This window comes from Microvirga makkahensis (assembly GCF_009830105.1).
In the GTDB taxonomy this organism is placed as follows: Bacteria; Pseudomonadota; Alphaproteobacteria; order Rhizobiales; family Beijerinckiaceae; genus Microvirga; species Microvirga makkahensis.
In genome coordinates this window covers 30,770-52,132 of sequence record NZ_WURB01000006.1, presented here as the reverse complement: position 1 = coordinate 52,132, position 21,363 = coordinate 30,770, and the positions used below count along the sequence as shown (strand labels likewise).

Genomic DNA, 21,363 nt, shown 5'->3' with positions numbered 1-21,363 from the left:
GCTCATGGCATCGAGCCCCCGCTCCTGCTGTCATGAAAGACGAAACATGTTCGATACTCAACGCGAAGAACTGATTTGGGGCGGGCGCAAGCTCACGCTCGAAACCGGCCACATGGCCCGCCAGGCCGACGGCGCCGTGGTCGCCACCTACGGCGAGACCACCGTCCTCGCTACCGTTGTTTCGGCCAAGGAGCCGAAGGCCGGCATCGATTTCTTCCCGCTCACGGTGAACTACCAAGAGCGTGCCTACGCCGCCGGTCGCATTCCGGGCGGCTATTTCAAGCGTGAAGGCCGTCCGACCGAGAAGGAGACCCTGGTCTCCCGCCTGATCGACCGTCCGATCCGCCCCCTCTTCGTCGAGGGCTACAAGAACGACACCCAGGTGGTCGTGACCGTGCTCTCGCACGACCTCGAGAACGATCCCGACGTGGTGGCCATGGTCGCAGCTTCCGCTGCGCTGACCCTCTCCGGCGTTCCCTTCATGGGCCCGGTGGGCGCGGCCCGCGTCGGCTATATCGGCGGCCAGTACAAGCTGAATCCGCCGCTCCAGGAGATGGACCAGACCTCCCTCGATCTCATCGTCGCCGGCACCACCGACGCGGTGCTCATGGTCGAATCCGAGGCGAAGGAACTGCCCGAGGACGTGATGCTCGGCGCCGTGATGTTCGGCCACAAGCACTTCCAGCCGGTGATCGAGGCCATCATCCGCCTCGCCGAGAAAGCCGCCAAGGAGCCGCGTGACTATCAGCCGGCCGATGTCTCCGACGTGGAGAAGGCCGTTCTCGATATCGCCGAGAAGGATCTGCGCGAAGCCTACAAGATCACCAAGAAGCAGGACCGCTATGCCGCCGTCGACGCCGTGAAGGCGAAGGTGATGGACGCGCTCTGCCCGGCCGAGGGTGAAGCCAGGTTCGATCTCGAGAAGGTCAAGGCCGTGTTCAAGGAGGTCCAGGCCAAGATCGTGCGCTGGAACATCCTCGACGAGGGCAAGCGCATCGACGGCCGCGACCTCAAGACCGTCCGTCCGATCCTGTCGGAAGTCGGCGTTCTGCCCCGCACCCACGGCTCGGCGATCTTCACCCGCGGCGAGACGCAGGCCCTCGTGGTGGCGACGTTGGGCACCGGCGAGGACGAGCAGTTCATCGACGAGCTGGAGGGCACCCGCAAGGAAACCTTCCTGCTTCACTACAACTTCCCGCCCTACTCCGTCGGCGAGACGGGCCGCATGGGCTCGCCCGGCCGCCGCGAGATCGGCCACGGCAAGCTCGCCTGGCGCGCCATCCACCCGATGCTGCCGGCCCCTCACGAGTTCCCCTACACGATCCGCGTCGTGTCGGAGATCACCGAGTCGAACGGCTCCTCTTCGATGGCGACCGTGTGCGGCTCGTCGCTGGCCCTGATGGACGCCGGCGTACCGCTGCGCCGTCCGGTGGCGGGCATCGCCATGGGCCTGATCCTCGAAGGTGAGCGCTACGCGGTCCTGTCCGACATTCTCGGCGACGAGGATCACTTGGGCGACATGGACTTCAAGGTGGCAGGCACGGACCAGGGCATCACCTCGCTCCAGATGGACATCAAGATCGCCGGCATCACCGAGGAGATCATGCGCGTCGCGCTCGATCAGGCCAAGGAAGGCCGCGCCCACATCCTGAGCGAGATGAACAAGGCTCTGACCGCTCCGCGCGCCGAGCTCGGTGAGCACGCGCCGCGCATCGAGACGATGCAGATCCCGGTCGACAAGATCCGCGAAGTCATCGGCTCGGGCGGCAAGGTCATCCGCGAGATCGTGGAGAAGACCGGCGCGAAGATCGACATCAACGACGACGGCCTCATCAAGATCGCCTCCGCCGACGGCAAGTCGATCAAGGCCGCCTACAACTGGATCCGCTCCATCGTCGCGGAGCCGGAAGTCGGCGTGATCTACGACGGAACGGTCGTGAAGGTGATGGAATTCGGCGCCTTCGTGAACTTTTTCGGTTCCCGCGACGGCCTCGTGCACATCTCGGAGCTCGCCAAGAACCGCGTCGGCAAGGTGACCGACGTGGTCAAGGAAGGCGACAAGGTGAAGGTGAAGTTCCTCGGCATGGACGAGCGCGGCAAGGTCCGCCTCTCCATGAAGGTGGTCAACCAGGAGACCGGCGAGGATATCACCGAGCAGCTCAAGGCGGAGCGCGAAGCCGAAAAGACCCAGCGCGACCAGCAGAAGGCGGCGAACGTCGGGGAGTAGGCTCGAGGCTTCACGGTCGAGACGAGAAAGGCGCGGCTTCGGCCGCGCTTTTTTTATCGCGAGGAGATCCCTGATTCGGCGGCAGAATGATCATGAATGTAGGTCGAAACGCGCGTGAGACGCTTCGCGTGGCTTCCTGAAGCCGGCCCTTGCATCATCTGTTTTCGATCGAACGACTTGCCTGATTTCAAGCGGAAGGTCTCTGACAGATCCTGCATTTTTCGACGCCTTCGATATCTCTGCTCCCGGGAACGAGCCCGATTTCGGCATGATTGACGCTCAGGCAGGCGGATTGTATTTAGAATCATTCTAAACAAGGTTCTCCACCATGCTCTCCCGCGTCTTCGGCTTCGACCGCCGACCCTTCGATTCCTTGAGCGAGCAGGAAATCCTCGCATTGGCCATCTCGTCGGAAGAGGACGATGCACGGATCTACCGCACCTATGCGGAGGGATTGAAGGAGCAGTTTCCGCAATCGGCCAAGGTCTTCGAGGAGATGGCGGCGGAGGAGGACGGGCATCGGGCTGTGCTGATCGAGCTGCACCGCAGGCGATTCGGCGAGACCATTCCGCTGATCCGGCGTGAGCATGTGCGCGGCTATTACGAGAGAAAGCCCGACTGGCTCGTGCGTCCGCTCGGCATCGAGAAGGTGCGCGCCACTGCCGAGAACATGGAGGCGCAGGCTCACAGCTTCTATGTGGAGGCCGCCAAGCGCACCGCCGATGCCTCGACGCGAAGGCTTCTCGGCGATCTCGCGGCGGCGGAGGTGGCGCACGAGTCGCTGGCCCGCCGCCTCGGCCTCGCCTACACGCCGGACGCGGTGAGGGAGGAGGAGGCACAGACCGAGCGGCGGCAATTCATCCTGACTTACGTCCAGCCAGGCTTGGCCGGCCTGATGGACGGGTCGGTTTCCACCCTCGCCCCGATCTTCGCGGCGGCCTTCGCGACGCAGGATACCTGGCAGACCTTCCTCGTCGGCCTTTCGGCCTCCGTGGGCGCGGGCATCTCCATGGGCTTCACGGAAGCCGCCCACGACGACGGCAGGCTCTCGGGACGCGGCTCCCCCGTCAAGCGCGGGCTGGCCTCCGGCATCATGACCGCCATCGGCGGCCTCGGGCACGCCCTGCCCTATCTCATTCCGCATTTCTGGACCGCAACGATCATCGCCGCCGCCGTGGTGTTCGTGGAACTCTGGGCCATCGCCTTCATCCAAAACCGCTACATGGAGACGCCGTTCCTGCGCGCTGCCTTCCAGGTGGTGCTCGGCGGCGCGCTCGTCTTTGCAGCGGGCGTGCTGATCGGGAATGCGTAGAGCAGGACGCGAGGTCAGCCCTTGCGCTCCGACAGGGTGAACCAGCCGATGCCGAGGATCACGAGGGCGGCACCCAGCCATTCGGAACCGCTCACCGTGTCGCCGAGCACGGCCATGGCGAGGAGGATGGTCACCACCGGGCTGAGCATGCCGATGGTGGCGTTGGCCTGCGCCGAGATCTGCTTGAGCGCGGCGCTCAAGAAAAATGACGGCAGCACCGTCGCGCCGAAGGCCAGGGCCAAGCAGATCCCCCACAAGGTGGGCGAGACGAAGATGGCTTCGAAGGGATGGGTGGCCAGGAAGTGGAAAATGACGGCGACGCCTGCCGCGCCCATGGCCACGCAGGTGAAGAGCTGGGGGCCGATCCTCATGATCAGAGGCTTCGCCAGGAGCTGATAGAGCGCGAAGGTGACCGCGGCGGAGAGCACATAGAGTGCTCCCGTCCCCGTAGCGGAGCCGGAAGCCGCCATGTTCTGCACGAAGAGCAGCGCCAGACCGGCGTAGCTGACGGCGAAGGCAAGAAGCGCCTTGGACCTGACGGGCTGGCGAAAGAAGGCCGCGCCGAACAGCACCACGAAGAGCGGATAGGTGAAGAGGATCAGCCGCTCGAAATGCGCCGAGATGTATTCCAGGCCCTTGAAGTCGAGATAGCTCGACGTCCAGTAGCCGATGAGCCCAACGCCGATCGTGCGCAGCACGAGCCTTCCGTCCGGCAAGGCCTCGCCCCTGGCTCTCGTATGGACGAGGGCATGGATGCCGATGACCAGGTAGAACGGCAGGGACAGGATCATACGCAGGGCGAGAGTCGTCTCCGCGTCGATTCCCTCCGCATAGGCGAGCTTGATGATGATGCCCTTCGAGGCGAACAGAGCCGCTCCGATAGCCGCCATGGCGTAGCCCGCATAGGGAGGTCGTCTGGCGTCTTTCGCGGGCGGGGCGGGAGTCACGGCGGGTTTCATGGCAGGGTTCCTCGGCCTGCAAGCTCTTTCACATGGTCGCGGGAGACACAAGGATGCGTGGCGCATCCTCCCGTTGCGGCCAAGGTGAGGCAGGGCTATGTCTGTTGCCGTCCAGTCAGGAGGAGCGTTTCATGCGGGCCACGATCTCCAGCATCGCCGAACTCGAAGCGCTCTACGGCCAGCCGGCCGAGGCCTCGATCCTGAAAGAAGCGAGCCGCATCGTTCCCGAATACCGCGCCTTCATCGAAGCCGCGCCCTTCTTGACCCTCGCCACCCGTGGGCCCGAGGGGCTCGATTGCTCCCCGCGCGGCGACGGGCCGGGTTTCGTGCGGGTCCAGGACGAGAAGACCCTGCTGCTGCCGGACCGTCGCGGCAACAACCGCATCGACTCGCTTCGCAACATCGTTCGCGATTCCCAGGTGGCGCTGCTTTTCCTGGTCCCGGGCGTCGGCGAGACGATTCGCGTGAACGGCCGCGCAGCGATCTCCGTGGACCCTGCCCTGCTGGAGAGCTTCGCCGTCGAGGGCCAGGAGCCGAAATCGGTGATCGTGATCACCGTCGACTCGGTCTTTTTCCAATGCGCCCGCGCGATCCTGCGCTCCGAGCTGTGGAATCCGAAAAGGCATGTGGCTCGCGAAGCCCTGCCGAGCGCGGGCCGGATCCTCGCAGCTCTGAGCGCCGACCGGTTCGACGGCGAGGCCTACGACAGGGCTCTGCCCGAACGGCAGAGGACGACCCTGTACTGATCTTGACCTTGAGCCGGAGACCCCCGAAAAGGCCCTTCTCCCTTCTTTCAGAAGCGCAAGGAAAATCATGACGATTCAACGCATCAAGCCCGGCCCCCGCATGAGCGGCGCCGTCGTCCACGGCGATACGGTCTATCTCGCGGGTCAGGTCGCCAATCAGACCGCGGGCAAGAGCGTCACGGAGCAGACGCAGGAAATCCTCTCGATCATCGACAGCCTGCTCGCCGAGGCCGGCAGCGACAAGTCGAGGATCCTGATGGCGAATATCTGGCTCACCGACATGGCCACGTTCCAGGAAATGAACGCCGTGTGGGACGCTTGGGTCTCCCCGGGCAACGCCCCTGCCCGCGCGACCGTGGAGGCGAAGCTCGCGGCTCCTCAGTTCAAGGTCGAGATTGCGGTCATCGCGGCAAAGTAAGTCGCGGAAGATGCGCTTTTGTGCGGGCGCACACGGAGCTTTGCGCCCGCACGAACTATGATAACCTCACTTTAGGCTGGAAGTGAGGTTATTATGTCACGGAACGTCGCTTTTACCGGGATAAGGTCCATCGATGCCCTTCTGACGGGATTCGCGTGGGACGCAACAGAGCTGACGATCGCGTTTCCGACCGATCCAGGCAGCTATGGGAATGGCTATGCCCGCGGTGAGAACCTGAACAATTTCAACTCTGTCAACGAGTTCCAGCAATTCGCCCTCAGAGACGCAGCCATCTATGTCCAGCTCTATACCAATCTGACCTTTTTCGAAGGCAATCCCAACGAGTTCGCCCACATTCGGTTCGCCATGTCCGATACTCCGTCGACGGCCTGGGCCTATTTCCCGAGCGGGACGGCTCAGGACGGAGATATCTGGATGAACCCGCAAGGAGGGCCGACATATCTGACCCCCAATCTGGGGAATTGGGGCTATGCGACCATCTTCCACGAGTTTGGGCACGCTCTGGGCCTGCAGCATGGCCATCCGGAAGACGTCAACGATACTCTCTTCCTGCCGCCCTCTGAAGACAACTGGAACTATTCCCTCATGACGTACCGGAGTTATGCCGGCGCGCAGACGGACTTCGTGCGCGGCAACACGGAGAGCGACAATCCTACCACCTATATGCAGAACGACATCGCCGCTCTCCAGCACATGTACGGCGCCAATTTCAACACCAACGCGGGCAACACGGTCTATCGCTGGAGCCCGACGACAGGCCAGTTCAGCGTCAACGGAGAAAGCTGGGGAACGCCCCTCAACAACAAGATCTTCATGACCGTCTGGGACGGCAACGGGGTCGATACCTATAATTTGTCCAGTTATACGACCGGCCTCGTTCTCGATCTCCGGCCCGGTGCCTTCTCCACCTTCAGCACAGCCCAGTTGGCGGATCTGGACGGAACGGCGACAGTCCGTCCGGCACTGGGGAACGTGGCCAATGCACGCCTCTACCAGGGCGATCCGCGCTCCCTGATCGAGAATGCGATCGGGGGGAGCGGCAGCGACCGGATCATCGGGAATACGGCCGGCAACGTCCTCAACGGCGGTGCCGGAAACGATGTGCTGAACGGCGGCCCCGGCGCAGACCGGCTCTACGGCGGCACGGGCAACGACATCCACTACGTGGACAATGCGGGCGACAGGATCGTGGAAGCCTCCACCGGCGGCACAGCGGACCGGGTTTACTCCGCGATCAGCCATACCATCGCGGCTTACGTGGAGCACCTTTACGCCAGCGGCAGCGCCTCGATCACGCTGAAGGGCAACGGCAGCGCTAACGCGATTGTCGGCAACGCGGGCCGCAACACGATCTATGGCCTGTCCGGGAACGACCGGCTAACCGGCGGCACCGGCAACGACATTCTGGACGGGGGCCTGGGTCGGGACGTGCTCTCGGGCGGCTCTGGCAGCGACACATTCGTGCTCAAGGACCACCGGCCCGGCAGCACGTATTACGACAGGATCACGGACTTCAACAGGAGCTACGACGGCTATCTGAGGATCGACAACAAATACATGTCCAAGCTCGGCGGCACGGGCCGCCTGAGCAGCTCCGAGTTCGTTCTCGGCACTGCGGCGAAGGACGCTTACGACCGGGTGATCTACGACAAGGCCAAGGGATATCTGTATTACGATCCGGACGGCACGGGCGGGGCGGCAAAGCAGCTCATCGCCTGGCTCACCAACAAGGCGAGCCTGTCCTATTCGGATATCTACGTCATCTGATCGGGCGGCCGCCAACACCGAAAGCCCTTCGATGGTTTCACTCATCGAAGGGCTTTCTTGGTTGTGCCTCTCGTCAGGCGCGTCGATGATGCGCCTTACGGGCAGGGATGACGGCGGCCGTCGTAACCCAGATAGGTGCCCGAGGCCGGGTCGTAGGACCGGAAGCGCTGCGCGCAATAGGCATGCACGTTGTTGGCGCGAGCCTGCGATTGCGCAAGGGCTCCGCCGATGATGGCCCCCGTCGCAAGACCAACCGCTCCGGCAGCCAGGGCGCTGCCGCGGTCACGGCGATAATAGCCATAGCGGCGGCCGTAATAGGGGCGGCCATAATAGCGTCGCGGCGCATAATAGCGACGCACGTAGCGGCGGCGCTGCACGTAATCCGACTTCACCTCGCCCTTCTGAATGGCAGCGACGAGTTCGTTGATCGGAGCGGCTTGCGCCTCGGCCGCCGAAGCGGGAGCGCTGAGCCCGAATGTGCCGAGAGCCGCAGTCGCGGCAAGAGCCATGAGCATCTTACGCATGGGGTAACTCCTCAAGGTGTTCGCGTGTTGATGGGCGAACGCGCCACGCAGGAGGTCGTTCCCCTCCCCGGGATTTTTGTCTGAGGGCTCTCGCGAAAACGTGAGGCCGCTTCCGAAGCGGGGTCGCGGATGAGGCCGACACGGCAAGAGGTCAACCCACCCTCGCCTGCCCTGTCGGGCACAGATCCAGAATGGCGCAGCGTTCGCAGGCCGGATTGCTGAAGAAGCAGCAGCGCTGACCGTGCAGCATCATCACCTCATGGTTGTCGTAGACGGCCTGCGCATCCCATTCGGGCGGGAGCAGAGCGAAGAGCAGCGCATGGGACGGCCCCACGGCCACGCTGCGCGCAATCAGCCCCGTGCGCACGGCGACGCGATGGTGATGACTGTCGACGGGCAGGGCCGCCTTCCGCAAGGTGGAGAAGGACAGAACAGCCGCACTCGTCTTCGGCCCGACTCCCGGGATGCACTCAAGCCAGGCGCGAGCTTCCTCCACCGGCATGTCCTTGAGGAATTCGAGGGAGAGGCTGCCGTGACGCTCATGAATGGCACGCAGCACCCCCTGCAGACGCGGCGCCTTCTGCTCGGGCCAGGTCACGCCCTGGATGGTCTCCTCCACCTCCTGCGCGGATGCCGCCATCAGCATGTCCCAGTCGGGATAACGAGCACGCAGGGCCTTGAACGCCCGGCCCGAATCCGCATTGCGGGTGCGGTGGGAGAGAAGCGAGGAGATCAGCTCGCTCAATGGATCGAGGGAATGGAAATAGGGGATCGGGCAGCCATACGCTGCACAAAGGCGCTCGTGGATGGCGAGCGCCTTTGCCTTCAGGGTTTGCAGCTCCAATGTCATGGGCTTTCAAATCAGGGAGGAAGTCTACGGTTCCCTGCAGCCCTGCTCATCTCGTCATCCTCAGGCTTGCTCCAGGGACCCATGCCTTCTTGGAAGCGTGTTGAGGGACACCGAAGGCTGAGACCGCTCCCCGGATCAAGTCCGGGGCGGCCACGACGGAGAAGGACGGTTCCCGGGTCACAGAATGAACCGGCTCAAGTCCGTATTCTTGGCGAGGGTCTCCACCTCACCGCGGACATAGGCGGCGTCGATGGTCACCGTCTCGCCGGAGCGATCGGGTGCGGTGAAGGACACGTCGTCCAGCACGCGCTCCAGCACCGTCTGCAGGCGGCGGGCGCCGATATTCTCCACCGTATTGTTCACCTCAACGGCCACCTGCGCCAGCGCATCGATGGCATCGTCGGTAAAGACCAGCTCCACGCCTTCCGTTCGCATGAGCGCGACGGATTGCTTGATGAGGCTCGCCTCCGTCTCGGTGAGGATGCGCTTGAAATCCTCGACGGTGAGCGGCGAGAGCTCCACGCGGATCGGCAGGCGGCCTTGAAGCTCGGGCAGCAGGTCCGACGGCTTCGAGACATGGAAGGCTCCGGATGCGATGAAGAGGACGTGGTCCGTCTTCACCGGTCCGTATTTCGTCGAGACCGTGGTGCCTTCGATCAAAGGCAGCAGATCGCGCTGCACTCCCTCGCGGGATACGTCCGCGCCGGAGCGGCCCTCGCGGGCGCAGATCTTGTCGATCTCGTCGAGGAACACGATGCCGTTGTTCTCCACCTGACGCAGGGCTTCCTGCACGATGGCATCCTGGTCGAGCATCTTGTCGGCTTCTTCCATGACCAGCGGCTCATAGGCCTCGCGCACGGTGGTGCGGCGCGTCTTGCGCTGGCCGCCGAACGCCTTGCCGAACATGTCGGAGAGGTTGATCGCGCCCACCGACGCGCCCGGCATGCCGGGGATTTCGAACATGGGCAAACCCGCGCCGCCGGATTGCTGCAGCTCGATCTCGATTTCCTTGTCGTCGAGTTCGTTGTTGCGCAGCTTGCGGCGGAACGCATCGCGCGTCGCCGCGCTGGCGGTTGCACCCACGAGCGCATCGAGCACGCGCTCCTCCGCCGCCACATGGGCCTTGGCCTGCACCTGACGGCGGCGCTCGTCTTTGACGAGACCGATGCCGATCTCCACCAGGTCGCGCACGATCTGCTCCACGTCCCGGCCCACATAGCCGACCTCCGTGAATTTCGTGGCCTCGACCTTGATGAAGGGCGCATTGGCGAGCCTGGCGAGGCGCCGCGAGATCTCCGTCTTGCCGCAGCCTGTGGGGCCGATCATCAGGATGTTCTTCGGTGCCACCTCTTCACGAAGCTGGCCTTCGAGCTGCTGACGCCGCCAGCGGTTGCGCAACGCGATGGCGACGGCGCGCTTGGCGTCGTTCTGGCCGACGATGTAGCGGTCGAGTTCGGAAACGATTTCGCGGGGGGAGAATGTGGTCATGAGATGTCTTGGCTCAATGGATTGTCGTCGTTCCCGGATTCGCTCCGGGGGCTCCACGTCTTCCGCGCCGGTCGAGGCGCGGATGGCCGGGATGGACCCGGCCCCGACGGGCGATCAGGTTTCGTCCAGCGTTTCGATGACGATGTTCGCATTCGTATAGACGCAGATCTCGGCCGCGATGTTGAGAGAGCGGCGGACGATGGTTTCCGCATCGATCTCGCTGTCGGCGAGCGCCCGCGCAGCGGCGAGGGCGTAATTGCCGCCCGAGCCGATGGCCGCGATGCCGTTTTCCGGCTCCAGCACGTCGCCGGCACCCGAGAGCAGCAGGCCCACCTCCTTGTCGGCGACGAGCATCATGGCCTCCAGGCGGCGCAGGTAACGATCCGTGCGCCAGTCCTTGGTGAGCTCGACGCAGGCGCGGGTGAGCTGGCCGGGATACTGCTCGAGCTTGGCTTCCAGCCGCTCGAAGAGGGTAAAGGCATCGGCCGTGGAACCTGCGAAGCCGCCGATCACCCCGCCCTTGGCGAGGCGGCGGACTTTGCGTGCATTGCCCTTCACGATGGTCTGGCCCAGGCTCACCTGTCCGTCGCCGCCGATGACGACGCGGCCGCCCTTGCGGACCATGAGGATCGTGGTGGCGTGCATGCTGCGGGGGGCGGCGTCTTCGGACACGAGGCGAACTCCAGCGGACGGGGAGGGGACGGTGTGCCCCCTGACTTAATCACTCGTCGGCCAAAAGCAACGCGGGTAGCGTTTCCCGCGCGGTCTTGCTAGAAGGCGTGCGTCTCCATCTCCGCAAAGGATTTTCATGATGCGCTCCGCGAGCGTCAGCCGTCGCACCGCCGAGACCGACGTGACCGTGTCGATTGCCCTCGACGGCACCGGCAAGGCCGAGATCTCCACGGGGGTCGGCTTCCTCGACCATATGCTGGAACTCTTTGCCCGCCACGGTCTGTTCGACCTGACGGTGAAGGTAACGGGCGACCTGCACGTGGATCAGCATCATACGACGGAAGATACGGGCATCGCGCTGGGGCAGGCGATCCTCAAGGCGCTTGGCGACAAAAAGGGCATCGCCCGCTACGCAGACATCCATCTGCCGATGGACGAGACGCTGACCCGGATCGCCCTCGATATTTCCGGCCGCCCGTTCCTGGTCTTCCGCACGTCCTTCCCGACGGAGAAGATCGGCGTGTTCGACACGGAGCTGGTGCGCGAGTTCTTCCAGGCCTTCGCCGTGCAGGCGGGGCTGACCCTCCACGTGGAGACGCTCTACGGGGAGAACAGCCACCACGTCGCCGAGAGCTGCTTCAAGGGTCTGGCACGGGCCTTGCGTCAGGCCGTCGCCATGGACCCGCGGGAGGAGGGGCGCGTTCCCTCCACCAAGGGCACGCTCTAAGTTCAGCCAAGAGGCATTTTGCCCGGCATCCGTTCAGATGGCCGGGCAGGGCCTGAGGAAACGACGCCATGACCACCTATACCCTGCACCTTCCGCGCGATGCGCGGCCGGGTGACCCGGCCGCTTTGGAGGAGGCGGAACTCGTGAAGGATGCGTTCTCCTGGGGCGCTTTCTTCTTCACCTTTCTCTGGTTCTTCGTCCACCGGCTCTGGCTCGCCGGTTTGGCCGTCCTCACGCTCGTCTTCGCCTTCGGCGGGCTCCTGCAGATGCTGAACGTGCACGATGCTGCAGGCACCGTGGCGGCGCTGCTCCTGCAGGTCCTGATCGGCCTCGAGGCGAACAGCCTCAGGCGCTGGACGCTGTCGCGTCGTGGCCTTGCCCTTGCGGATGTGGTCACGGCGGCTGACCGGGACGAAGCGGAAGCGAAGGCCTTCGCCCGCTGGCTCTCGCAGCGTCCCGCTTCGGCTCCTCCTCGCAATCCGGCCGCCGCGCCGGTTCCATCCATTCTCAGAAGGCCCGATCCCGTGATCGGCCTCTTTCCCGATGCGGAGCGTCCCCGGTGAGCGTCGTCATCATCGATTACGGTTCAGGCAACCTGCACTCCGCCGCCAAGGCTTTCGAGCGCGCGGCCCGCGAGGCAGGGCTCGACCACACCATTACCGTCACATCCGACCCCTCCCTCGTCGCACGAGCTGAGCGGATCGTCCTGCCGGGCGTGGGCGCTTTCGCCGATTGCCGTCGGGGCCTCGATTCCGTTCCCGGCATGGTGGAGGCGCTCCAGCGCCGCGTGCGGGAGGAGGGGGCGCCCTTCCTCGGCATTTGCGTGGGCATGCAGCTCATGGCCACCCGCGGCCTCGAGCACACCACCAGCTACGGCCTCGACTGGATCCATGGCGACGTGAAAGCCATCGCGCCGAATGACCCGTCGCTCAAGATCCCGCATATGGGCTGGAACACCCTCGAGCTGAGAAATCCCCACCCGCTGCTGGACGATATTCCCACGGGACCGGACGGGCTGCACGCCTATTTCGTGCATTCCTACGCGCTCACGCCGAACGACCCGTCCGACGTGGTCGCCACCACCGATTACGGCGGGCCGATCACGGCCATCGTCGGACGCGACAACATCGTCGGCACCCAGTTTCATCCCGAGAAGAGCCAGGCGCTCGGCCTCAGGCTCATCGCCAATTTCCTGAGGTGGCGTCCGTGATTCTTTATCCCGCAATCGATTTGAAGGAAGGCCGCTGCGTTCGCCTGATCCAGGGCGACATGGACCAGGCCACGGTTTTCAACGACGATCCCGCCGATCAGGCCGCCACCTTCGAGGCTCAGGGCTTCGAATGGCTGCACGTGGTCGACCTCGACGGCGCATTCGCCGGCAAGCCCATGAATGCGTCCGCCGTGGAGGAGATCCTCACGCGCGTGAAGATCCCGGTGCAGCTCGGCGGCGGCATCCGCGACATGAAGACCGTCGAGGGCTGGCTGTCCAAGGGCGTGACCCGCGTGATCATCGGCACGGCCGCCGTGCGCGATCCCGCCTTCGTGCGGGAGGCGGCGCGGCTTCATCCGGGCAAGATCGCCGTCGGAATCGACGCGAAGGACGGCCTCGTCGCCGTGGAAGGCTGGGCGCAGACCTCGACCCTGTCGGCGGAGGAACTCGGCCGCCGCTTCGAGGATGCGGGCGTTGCCGCCATCATCTACACGGATATCGCGCGCGACGGCATCCTCAAAGGTCTCAACTTCCCGATGACGCTGGGCCTGGCCCGGGCGGTCTCGATTCCGGTCATCGCCTCGGGCGGGCTCGCCTCCATGGCCGATATCGAGCGCCTGACCCAGCCCGATTGCGCCGTGCTCGATGGCGCCATTTCCGGCCGCGCGCTCTATGACGGGCGCATCGATCCGGAGGAAGCGCTGGCGATGCTGCGTTCCGCACGCAAGGAGAATGCCTGATGCTCAAAGTGCGTCTCATTCCCTGTCTGGATGTGAAGGACGGACGCGTCGTGAAGGGCGTGCAGTTCGTCGATCTCGTCGATGCGGGCGATCCCGTGGAAGCGGCGAAGGCCTATGATGCGGCCGGAGCGGATGAGCTCTGCTTCCTCGACATCACCGCGAGCCACGAGGCGCGGGGCATCCTGCTCGACGTGGTGCAGCGCACGGCGGAGGCCTGCTTCATGCCGCTCACGGTGGGCGGCGGAGTGCGCACGGTCGAAGACATCCGCAAGCTGCTGCTGGCGGGCGCCGACAAGGTCTCGATCAACACCGCCGCTGTGAACAATCCGGATTTCGTGCGGGAAGCCGCGGAGAAGTTCGGTGCGCAATGCATCGTCGTCGCCATCGATGCGAAGAGGGTCTCGGGCGAAGGCGAAATGCCGCGCTGGGAGATCTTCACCCATGGCGGCCGCAACGCCACGGGCATCGATGCCATCGCCTTCGCCAGGCAGGTGGCGGAACTCGGGGCAGGGGAGCTCCTCGTCACCTCCATGGACCGCGACGGCACCAAGGGGGGCTACGATCTCGCGCTTGTGCGCGCCATCGCCGATGCGGTGCCGGTGCCCGTGATCGCCTCCGGCGGCGTCGGCAATCTCGATCACCTCGTCGACGGTGTCGAGAAAGGCCATGCCAGCGCCGTGCTCGCAGCCTCCATCTTCCACTTCGGCACGCATACGATTTCCGAAGCAAAGAGCTATATGGCGAAAGCGGGCCTGGAGATGCGGCTCGACGAGCCTGCAAAGAACGCGGCCTGACCGGACGGAACGGAGTCATGACCACCTTCACGCTCGACGATCTCGCCCGCATCGTGGCGCAACGCGCCGCGGCGCCCGCATCCGAATCCTATACGGCAAAGCTCCTCAGCGAGGGCCCGGCGAAAGCGGCCAAGAAACTCGGCGAAGAGGCGGTGGAGGCGGCGCTCGCCGCCGTCCAGCGCGACCGGCAGAACCTCACGGCCGAGGCGGCGGATGTGCTGTATCATCTTTTGGTCGTGTTGCAGGGCGCGGATATTCCGCTAAGTGACGTGATGGCCGAATTGGAACGCCGCACCGCGCAATCGGGGCTTGCCGAGAAGGCCGCGCGCAAGTCGTGACCTGACGTCGCGACGTCACAGCAAGGGGGCTCGCATGGACCAGCCCAACGTGGTTTCGCCTCAGGCCGATGACGGCCTCTCGCCCTATCGCACGTTCACGCGGGACGAATGGGCGAGGCTGCGCGCCGACGCCCCCATGACGCTGACCGCCGACGAGGTGGTGCAGCTGCAATCCCTCAACGACCCGATCTCCCTGGACGAGGTGGCGGCGATCTACCTTCCGCTCTCGCGGCTGCTCTCGCTCTATGTGGCGGCGACGCAAGGACTGTTCAGGGCCACACAGCGCTTCCTTCTCGCCGAGCAGGAAGCCAAGGTGCCCTACATCATCGGCGTCGCGGGCTCCGTCGCGGTGGGCAAGTCCACCACGGCGCGCGTGCTCAAAGCCCTTCTCGCCCGCTGGCCCAATACTCCGAAGGTGGACCTCATCACCACGGACGGCTTCCTTCTGTCCAATGCGGAGCTGACGCGGCTCGGCCTGATGGAGCGGAAGGGCTTCCCGGAGAGCTACGACACCGGCAAGCTCCTTCACTTCCTCGCCGATATCAAGGCGGGCAAGCGCAACGTGAAGGCGCCGCTCTATTCGCATCTGGTCTATGACGTCGTGCCGGGCGAGGAGACCAATGTCGACCGTCCGGACATCCTCATCGTCGAAGGGCTCAACGTGCTCCAGCCCGCGCGCCTCCCGAAGGACGGCACGGCCATTCCCTTCGTATCCGACTTCTTCGACTTCTCGGTCTATATCGACGCCGACGAGGAGGATCTGCACCGCTGGTACGTGAACCGGTTCCTGAGGCTTCGCCACACGGCCTTCCGCGATCCGCTCTCCTACTTCCGCCGCTATGCGGAAATCTCCGAAGAGGAGGCCATCGGAATCGCCGACGGATTGTGGAACCGCATCAACCTGCCGAACCTTCGCGAGAACATCGTGCCCACCCGCCAGCGTGCGAGCCTGATCCTCACGAAGGGCGCGAGCCACCGGATCGAGACCGTGGCGCTGCGGCGTCTTTGAGCGCCGACCTTTTTCGCAATCTTGAGCGTTGTTCCTCCGTTCAATGGAGGAGCCATGCCCACGCCACCAGTCGAGGAAAAGCTCAAGCGCAGCGCCGAGCATGCGAAGGAGGCCGCGGAGCAGACCCAGGAAGCGGCGGAGAACACGCAAGAAGCCGCCGAACGGACCCAATCCGCGGCGAAGACCACAGCCAAGGCCACCGTCCAGCTGAAAGACAGCGCCGACCGGCGTACGGAACTGGCTGCCAACCGCACCGTCTTCGCCGCCGAGCGTACCTATGCGGCCTGGGTGCGCACGGGTCTTGCTGCGCTCGCCTCCGGCATCGGCGCGAAGAAGCTCTTGGAAGGCGTGGTGCCGGACTGGATGATCGTCTCCACCGGCTCCGTGCTGGTGCTGTTCAGCGCCTTCTGCTTCGCCGCCGCCGTCTGGCGCCAGCTGTTCACGGGATCGCAGCCGCCGCAGCCGGACGTCCAGCGCATCCCGCCTTCTCTCTTCTTGATCTTCAACGGCTTTCTGGCGCTGGTGTCCCTCGCAGCCCTGTTCGGGCTCTGGTTCGGGCGGACGGGCGGATGAGAGAAATCTTTCATTCGTCATCACCGGCCCTGTGCCGGTGATCCTGATTGCCTGAGGTGCCGCACCCATCCGGATCGGGATGGCCGGGACGAGCCCGGCCATGACGCAGGGTGGCTTACCCCAGCAAGCCTTCCTGCTGCGCCAGCTCTCGCAGGTTGGCCTGGGGGCGGGCACCGAGATGGCTGATAATCTCCGCCGCCGCCAGGCCGCCGAGGCGGGCGCAATCGACCAGCTCCAGGTTCTGCACGAGACCAGCCAGGAAGCCGGAGGCGAAGAGATCGCCCGCGCCGGTGGTATCCACCACGCGCTCCACGGGGAACGCGGGAACGGCCAGAGTCTCGCCGCGGCTGACCACCATGGCCCCTTCCTCCGAGCGGGTGATGACGCCGAGCAGATTTTCCTCGCGCAGAGCCGCCAGCGCGCTCTCAGGCGAGGACGTGCCGTAGAGGCTCTGCAGCTCGTGGATATTGGCGAAGAGGATGTCGAGGCTCCCGTCGCGCATGAGGCCCAGGAACTCGTCGCGGTAGCGGTCGACGCAGAAGGCGTCGGAGAGGGTCAGCGCCACCTTGTTGCCCGCCTCGTGCGCGATCCGCACGGCCTTGCGGAAGGCCTCCTTCGCGGCCGGCGGATCCCACAGATAGCCTTCGAGATAGACGATGCTCGAAGCGCGCACCGTGTCCGGGTTCACGTCGTCGGGCGTGAGGTTCTGGCAGGCTCCGAGATAGGTGTTCATGGTACGCTCGCCGTCCGGCGTCACCAGGATGAAGCTGCGGGCGGTCGCGGGGCCGCCCTCTGCGGGCTTCACGTCATAGTGCACATCGATGGCATTGAGATCGTGCGCGAAAAGCCTGCCGGTCTCATCGTTCTTCACCTTTCCGATGAAGCCCGCCTTCACGCCGAGGGAAGCCACGCCCGCCGCCGTGTTGGCGCCGGAGCCGCCGGACACGATGATGGCGGGTCCCATGTCGCGATAGAGCTCCTCCGCGCGGGCCTCGTCGATGAGCTGCATGGCGCCCTTGTGCACCTTCTTCTGGAGCAGGAAGGCCTCGTCGGTATGGGCGAGCACGTCAACGATGGCGTTGCCGAGCGTGAGCACGTCGATGCGGGTCTGGGACATGAACAACCACGATGTTGGAGGGGATCAAGGGCGCTTTGGCATTCCCGACCCGAGCGGTCAAGAACCTTCCCGGTGCGGGAGCGTCGCTGGATTTCCCCTCGCCGCAGGAGGGCGGGGGCCGTGTGACCCGATCAGCGGCTCATCCGGTAGGATCGTATCATCGCTGGGCTCATGCCGGTGATCCCGGAGTTTTGAAGTGCCGCGCATTTCGGAACGCGATGGCCGGGACGAGACCGGCCCTCACACGGCATCCTGCACCGCCTGGATCGCCACGGGGGCGCGGCGCTCGCGGCCTTGAGCGTGATCGAGGATGGCGAGCATGTCCTCGAGGTCGCCCTCGGAGAGATTGCGGATCTCGCGGGCGAGGCGGTTGGCGAGAAGCGTCGCCTTGGGATCGGCCCGGGCGGTGTCGATCTTCACGCGCGGGTCGGAGAGATCGGCGAGCCGCGTGAGCTCGTCGGCCTCGTCCCAGATGATGTGGAAATATTGCAGCACGCCCTGCAGCAGCGTCCAGGTTGGCTTGCCCCGCTCGCCGCGCTCCAGCGCCGAGAGATAGGCGCTCGACACGCCCAGATGGGCCGCCATGTCCTTCAACATCAATCCGCGTTCGCGGCGCAGCTGCCGCACACGTTCGCCAAAGGGGGTCATGTGATCATCCCGCGCCCTGCCTGCGGCGGAGCCTCACATAAAGTGCACCAGAACCGCCATGTTGGGGAGAGGCTTCCTCGAAGCCGATCACAAGAGATCTCAGGTCCGGCAGCCGCAGCCAGTGGGGCACCATGCGGCGAAGCACGCCGCGCTCCTCGAACATCCCGCCTCTGGCGGAGGCTCCGCCCTTCCCGGTAATGACGAGCACGAGGCCGTGGCCCGAATGCTGCGCCCGGTGCAGGAAGCCGATGAGCGCAAAATGCGCCTCCTCCTGGCGCATGCCGTGGAGGTCGATGACGCCGTCCACGTCCTTCCGCCCCCGGCGCAGGGCGGTCAGTGTCTTGCGCTCCACCGGAGCGAGCGGCGGAATTGCGGGTTTCTTCGGCTGGGGCGGAAGCGCTTGCAGGGACGGGGGAGGCGACAGGGATACCTGCGGGGCAGGGGCTGTCGCGGTCCCTTCCTCCGGCTCGGGCTCGGGCGGCAGCGCCTTTCCCTTCATGGGCTTCACATGACGGGCCACATGCGACCAGAGCCGCCGCTCCTCTGCGCTGAGCTGACGTGTACGGCGGCGCTTGGTCATCGCTGGGCTTTGGGCATGAGCACGACGAAGCGCGCGGCGTGGCGCAGCAGGCCTGCGCGGTTGCCCGCTTCCTCGCCGCTGCCGAAGAAGAAATCGCCTCGCGCGGGACCGACGATGGCCGAGCCCGTATCATGCGCGATCATGAGGCGGCGCAGGGGCTCGGATCTGTCGAGGGTGAGGGGCAATCGGCCCTCTAGCCAGAAGGGCAGACCATAGGCCCAGAGCTGGCGGTCGACGGCAAGGCTCCGGCCCGGCACCAAGGGGAAGCCTGCACCGCCGATGGGTCCGTCCCCGGGTGCGAGCTCGTCCGCCTCGCGGAAGAAGATATAGGACTGATTCTGCCGCATCAGCTCTCTGGCAGGGCCGGGATTGTCCTTCAGCCAGCCCATGAGCCTGGCGAGCGTCATGGATTCGAGATCCATCTCGCCTCGCTGCACCAGCACGCGCCCAATAGAGGTATAGGGACGTCCGTTGCGACCCGCATAGGCCACGCGCATCACCGAGCCGTCGGTGAGCCGGATGCGGGAGGAGCCCTGCACATGGATGATGAAGGCCTCGCCCGGCTCGCGAAGGTAGACGATGGGCTTGGCCTGCGAGCCCAGCGCCCCGTCCTCGATGGCGGCGCGGTCCGGGTAGGGCTCATAGCCTTGCTCCGTCCGCCGGGCGGCCTGGAGTCCCTTGCCGATGCCGGGCAGGCTTTCGCCTTGCGGGATCGTGACGAGATCGTCGGGTCTTGCGAGCAGGGGAAACCGGTAGCGGGAATCGGGCGTGCGCGAGCCCTGGAACTCGGGTTCGTAATAGCCGGTGAGAAAGCCCTGGCTGGAATGGGGAACGACGGCGAAGGGCCGGAAATGCGTCTCGAAGAACCGGCGGGCTTCGGGACGCGGCAGGTCCGGGTCTTTCAAGGCGACGCGGCAGATGGCGAGGAGATCGCGCTCCGGCGCCTGCGCCGGTCTCAATTCGGCGGCGCGCGCATCGAGCGCGCGGCAGGAACGTAGGAAAGCCCTGAAGGCGGCGGCATGATCGTCATCCGCCCAGGCGTCGAGATCGTCGAAGGACAGGGCCTCAAGACGCGCCTGACCCGCCAGACGGGATGCAGCTTCCCCCTCCGGCATGGTCAGAATCCAGGCGATAAGGCACGCGAGAAGGGCTCGCCCGGCATGCCTCATTGCCCCGCTTCGGTCGCCACGAGCTGCCAATTGGGATCCCGGCTTCCGAGCTGGCGGGCGAAGGTCCACACGTCGGTGACTTCGGCCACCTGATCCGGGCTTCCGTCGACGACGGTGCCGGAAGCGTCGCGGGTAACGGTGATCAGCTGCGAGACGAAGCGCACGATGACCTGCGCGGTCCTGCCGTGGACCTCCGCTCCGGCCATCTCGGCCTTGTCGATGGAGACGAAGGTGGTTTCAACGCGTTCGCCGCGCTGCTCGCGCTCCGTGATGGCGCGCTCGAATCCCTCGTAGACCTCGCGGGAGAGAAGATCCTTCAGCGTCTTGCGGTCGCCCACCGCAAAAGCGGTGACGATCATCTCGTAGGCGCTCTTGGCACCCTCGAGGAAATCGGAGGGGTCGAAACCGGGCTCGGCGCGGGCGATGCTGTCGAGGGCCGCGGCCGTGGGCGTTCCGGGCTCGGCAAAACCCTTCCAGCGCTCAGCAGTCTGACTCTCGGCCGCAGGACGGGCGCCGTTGGGACCGGGAAGACGCACGACGTTGTGATCGGTCTCGGACGCCGCATTGCCCGGGCGCAGGGGCGCATCCCGGCGGGACAGGGGATCGAAGGGCGGCTGCTCGCTGCCGGTCTTCTGTCCAAGCACCGATCGGAGGCGCCAGATCACGAAGATGGCGAGAACGATGAAAATGAGGGTCGTGATGTCGAAGGAATCCTGCATCGTCGGTCCGTTGTCAGCCTGCCGGAAGCCCAGCTGGCGCCGGGTGTCACCCCGAGGTAAGAGGATGTGTTTCTTTGCATATGGGGTTCTTCGGTCGTAACATCCACCTCTTCCCGCGACAAGCGAAGGAGACTCGCAAACTTGCCTCCCGAGCCGGAAACATGATAGCGCGGGAATCCGTGGCCCGTTGCCGATCAGGTGCCTTCAAGACTAGAAGCGCCCCGTCCGGGTCGACCGATTCACCTCTCTTCGGAGCATGAAACCATGGCCGATAACCCGGCAAACAACGGAGCGCCCGGCGGCATGCCCGCGCTGAACGCCCTCGCGCAGTACTGCAAGGATTTCTCGTTCGAGAATCCCAACGCCCCCCGCTCCCTGCAGCAGCAATCCGAAGGCCCGCAGATCAACCTGCAGGTCAACGTGAACGCCAAGCAGCTGGCGGAAGCCGATTTCGAGGTGGATCTCACCCTCGAGGGAAATGCCAAGGCCGGCAACGATGTGCTGTTCGCCTTCGAGCTCACCTATTCGGGCGTGTTCCGCGTGCAGAACATCCCGCAGGAGCAGCTGCATCCGGTCGTGATGATCGAGTGCCCGCGCCTGCTCTTCCCCTTCGCCCGCCAGATCGTCGCGGACGCGGTGCGCAACGGCGGCTTCCCGCCCCTGTACATCGACCCGATCGATTTCGTGGCTCTCTACCGTCAGCGCGCGTCCGAACTTCAGGACCAGCAGGGCGGTCAGACCCTGTCATAAGAGGG

At 65.1% G+C, this 21,363-nt stretch carries 24 protein-coding genes; 14 read left to right on the top strand and 10 right to left on the bottom strand.

The window, feature by feature from the left end:
• Positions 1-46 precede the first annotated feature (46 nt).
• Together pnp and mbfA are read left to right on the top strand one after the other, a co-directional pair.
• Positions 47-2,227: a polyribonucleotide nucleotidyltransferase gene (pnp, locus tag GR328_RS10360; RefSeq protein WP_160884455.1), complete on the top strand. Its 2,181-nt coding sequence runs from the start codon at positions 47-49 to the stop codon at positions 2,225-2,227.
• A gap of 328 nt (positions 2,228-2,555) precedes the next feature.
• Entirely contained in the window at positions 2,556-3,539 is a 984-nt protein-coding gene (gene mbfA / locus GR328_RS10355; protein WP_160884454.1) for an iron exporter MbfA, read from the top strand.
• Positions 3,540-3,553: 14 nt separating this feature from the next.
• Here mbfA and GR328_RS10350 read toward each other — a convergent pair whose 3' ends face one another.
• Positions 3,554-4,498, bottom strand: a complete 945-nt coding sequence (locus GR328_RS10350; RefSeq protein ID WP_160884453.1) for a DMT family transporter — start codon at positions 4,496-4,498, stop codon at positions 3,554-3,556.
• A gap of 131 nt (positions 4,499-4,629) precedes the next feature.
• Here GR328_RS10350 and GR328_RS10345 point away from each other — a divergent pair, with 131 nt between their 5' ends.
• The 3 genes from GR328_RS10345 to GR328_RS27985 all read left to right on the top strand — a co-directional run bounded on the left by GR328_RS10345 (position 4,630) and on the right by GR328_RS27985 (position 7,450).
• Positions 4,630-5,244, top strand: a complete 615-nt coding sequence (locus GR328_RS10345; protein WP_160884452.1) for a pyridoxamine 5'-phosphate oxidase family protein — start codon at positions 4,630-4,632, stop codon at positions 5,242-5,244.
• 67 nt (positions 5,245-5,311) lie between these two features.
• On the top strand, positions 5,312-5,662 hold the full coding sequence (locus tag GR328_RS10340) for a RidA family protein (protein ID WP_160884451.1): 351 nt from the start codon (positions 5,312-5,314) through the stop codon (positions 5,660-5,662).
• 93 nt (positions 5,663-5,755) lie between these two features.
• Positions 5,756-7,450: a M10 family metallopeptidase gene (locus GR328_RS27985; RefSeq protein WP_281351939.1), complete on the top strand. Its 1,695-nt coding sequence runs from the start codon at positions 5,756-5,758 to the stop codon at positions 7,448-7,450.
• Positions 7,451-7,545: 95 nt separating this feature from the next.
• On the opposite strand, the gene GR328_RS10330 is transcribed toward GR328_RS27985, so the two are convergent.
• From GR328_RS10330 to hslV, 4 genes are all read right to left on the bottom strand, one after another.
• A complete protein-coding gene (locus GR328_RS10330) occupies positions 7,546-7,974 on the bottom strand; it encodes a BA14K family protein (protein WP_425487028.1) in 429 nt (142 codons plus the stop codon).
• Positions 7,975-8,125: 151 nt separating this feature from the next.
• Entirely contained in the window at positions 8,126-8,824 is a 699-nt protein-coding gene (locus GR328_RS10325) for an endonuclease III domain-containing protein (protein ID WP_160884450.1), read from the bottom strand.
• A 177-nt stretch (positions 8,825-9,001) separates the two neighbouring features.
• Positions 9,002-10,312 carry an ATP-dependent protease ATPase subunit HslU gene (gene hslU / locus GR328_RS10320; RefSeq protein ID WP_160884449.1) on the bottom strand — a complete coding sequence of 437 codons (1,311 nt, stop codon included), beginning with the start codon at positions 10,310-10,312 and terminating at the stop codon, positions 9,002-9,004.
• Between the two features lie 114 nt (positions 10,313-10,426).
• The gene (gene hslV / locus GR328_RS10315) at positions 10,427-10,957 is read right to left on the bottom strand and encodes an ATP-dependent protease subunit HslV (RefSeq protein WP_160884642.1); all 531 of its coding nucleotides are present in this window, start codon (positions 10,955-10,957) and stop codon (positions 10,427-10,429) included.
• Between the two features lie 166 nt (positions 10,958-11,123).
• Here hslV and hisB point away from each other — a divergent pair, with 166 nt between their 5' ends.
• From hisB to GR328_RS10275, 8 genes are all read left to right on the top strand, one after another.
• Entirely contained in the window at positions 11,124-11,711 is a 588-nt protein-coding gene (hisB, locus tag GR328_RS10310) for an imidazoleglycerol-phosphate dehydratase HisB (protein WP_160884448.1), read from the top strand.
• A gap of 68 nt (positions 11,712-11,779) precedes the next feature.
• Entirely contained in the window at positions 11,780-12,274 is a 495-nt protein-coding gene (locus GR328_RS10305; RefSeq protein WP_160884447.1) for a DUF2628 domain-containing protein, read from the top strand.
• Positions 12,271-12,921, top strand: coding sequence for an imidazole glycerol phosphate synthase subunit HisH (gene hisH, locus GR328_RS10300; protein ID WP_160884446.1), 651 nt, complete (start codon positions 12,271-12,273; stop codon positions 12,919-12,921). Before GR328_RS10305 ends, hisH begins: the two co-directional genes overlap by 4 nt.
• Positions 12,909-13,661 carry a 1-(5-phosphoribosyl)-5-[(5-phosphoribosylamino)methylideneamino]imidazole-4-carboxamide isomerase gene (gene hisA / locus GR328_RS10295; RefSeq protein WP_160884445.1) on the top strand — a complete coding sequence of 251 codons (753 nt, stop codon included), beginning with the start codon at positions 12,909-12,911 and terminating at the stop codon, positions 13,659-13,661. Before hisH ends, hisA begins: the two co-directional genes overlap by 13 nt.
• Positions 13,661-14,455, top strand: coding sequence for an imidazole glycerol phosphate synthase subunit HisF (hisF, locus tag GR328_RS10290; protein ID WP_160884444.1), 795 nt, complete (start codon positions 13,661-13,663; stop codon positions 14,453-14,455). Before hisA ends, hisF begins: the two co-directional genes overlap by 1 nt.
• A gap of 17 nt (positions 14,456-14,472) precedes the next feature.
• Positions 14,473-14,793 (top strand): phosphoribosyl-ATP diphosphatase, encoded by a 321-nt coding sequence (locus GR328_RS10285; protein WP_160884443.1) that lies wholly within the window; start codon positions 14,473-14,475, stop codon positions 14,791-14,793.
• A 34-nt stretch (positions 14,794-14,827) separates the two neighbouring features.
• Positions 14,828-15,802, top strand: coding sequence for a type I pantothenate kinase (gene coaA / locus GR328_RS10280; RefSeq protein ID WP_160884442.1), 975 nt, complete (start codon positions 14,828-14,830; stop codon positions 15,800-15,802).
• Between the two features lie 54 nt (positions 15,803-15,856).
• Positions 15,857-16,375 (top strand): YidH family protein, encoded by a 519-nt coding sequence (locus GR328_RS10275; RefSeq protein ID WP_160884441.1) that lies wholly within the window; start codon positions 15,857-15,859, stop codon positions 16,373-16,375.
• 115 nt (positions 16,376-16,490) lie between these two features.
• On the opposite strand, the gene GR328_RS10270 is transcribed toward GR328_RS10275, so the two are convergent.
• The 5 genes from GR328_RS10270 to GR328_RS10250 all read right to left on the bottom strand — a co-directional run bounded on the left by GR328_RS10270 (position 16,491) and on the right by GR328_RS10250 (position 20,608).
• Positions 16,491-17,492 carry an adenosine kinase gene (locus GR328_RS10270; protein ID WP_160884440.1) on the bottom strand — a complete coding sequence of 334 codons (1,002 nt, stop codon included), beginning with the start codon at positions 17,490-17,492 and terminating at the stop codon, positions 16,491-16,493.
• A 240-nt stretch (positions 17,493-17,732) separates the two neighbouring features.
• The gene (locus GR328_RS10265; RefSeq protein ID WP_160884439.1) at positions 17,733-18,140 is read right to left on the bottom strand and encodes a helix-turn-helix domain-containing protein; all 408 of its coding nucleotides are present in this window, start codon (positions 18,138-18,140) and stop codon (positions 17,733-17,735) included.
• Positions 18,141-18,144: 4 nt separating this feature from the next.
• Positions 18,145-18,720, bottom strand: coding sequence for a Smr/MutS family protein (locus GR328_RS10260; protein ID WP_160884438.1), 576 nt, complete (start codon positions 18,718-18,720; stop codon positions 18,145-18,147).
• Positions 18,717-19,835 (bottom strand): murein transglycosylase A, encoded by a 1,119-nt coding sequence (gene mltA / locus GR328_RS10255; RefSeq protein ID WP_246215799.1) that lies wholly within the window; start codon positions 19,833-19,835, stop codon positions 18,717-18,719. Before mltA ends, GR328_RS10260 begins: the two co-directional genes overlap by 4 nt.
• 50 nt (positions 19,836-19,885) lie before the next feature.
• Positions 19,886-20,608, bottom strand: a complete 723-nt coding sequence (locus GR328_RS10250; protein WP_160884436.1) for a Tim44/TimA family putative adaptor protein — start codon at positions 20,606-20,608, stop codon at positions 19,886-19,888.
• A 264-nt stretch (positions 20,609-20,872) separates the two neighbouring features.
• On the opposite strand from GR328_RS10250, the gene secB reads away from it, so the two are divergent.
• Positions 20,873-21,358, top strand: coding sequence for a protein-export chaperone SecB (gene secB / locus GR328_RS10245; RefSeq protein WP_160884435.1), 486 nt, complete (start codon positions 20,873-20,875; stop codon positions 21,356-21,358).
• The last annotated feature ends 5 nt before the right edge of the window (positions 21,359-21,363 follow it).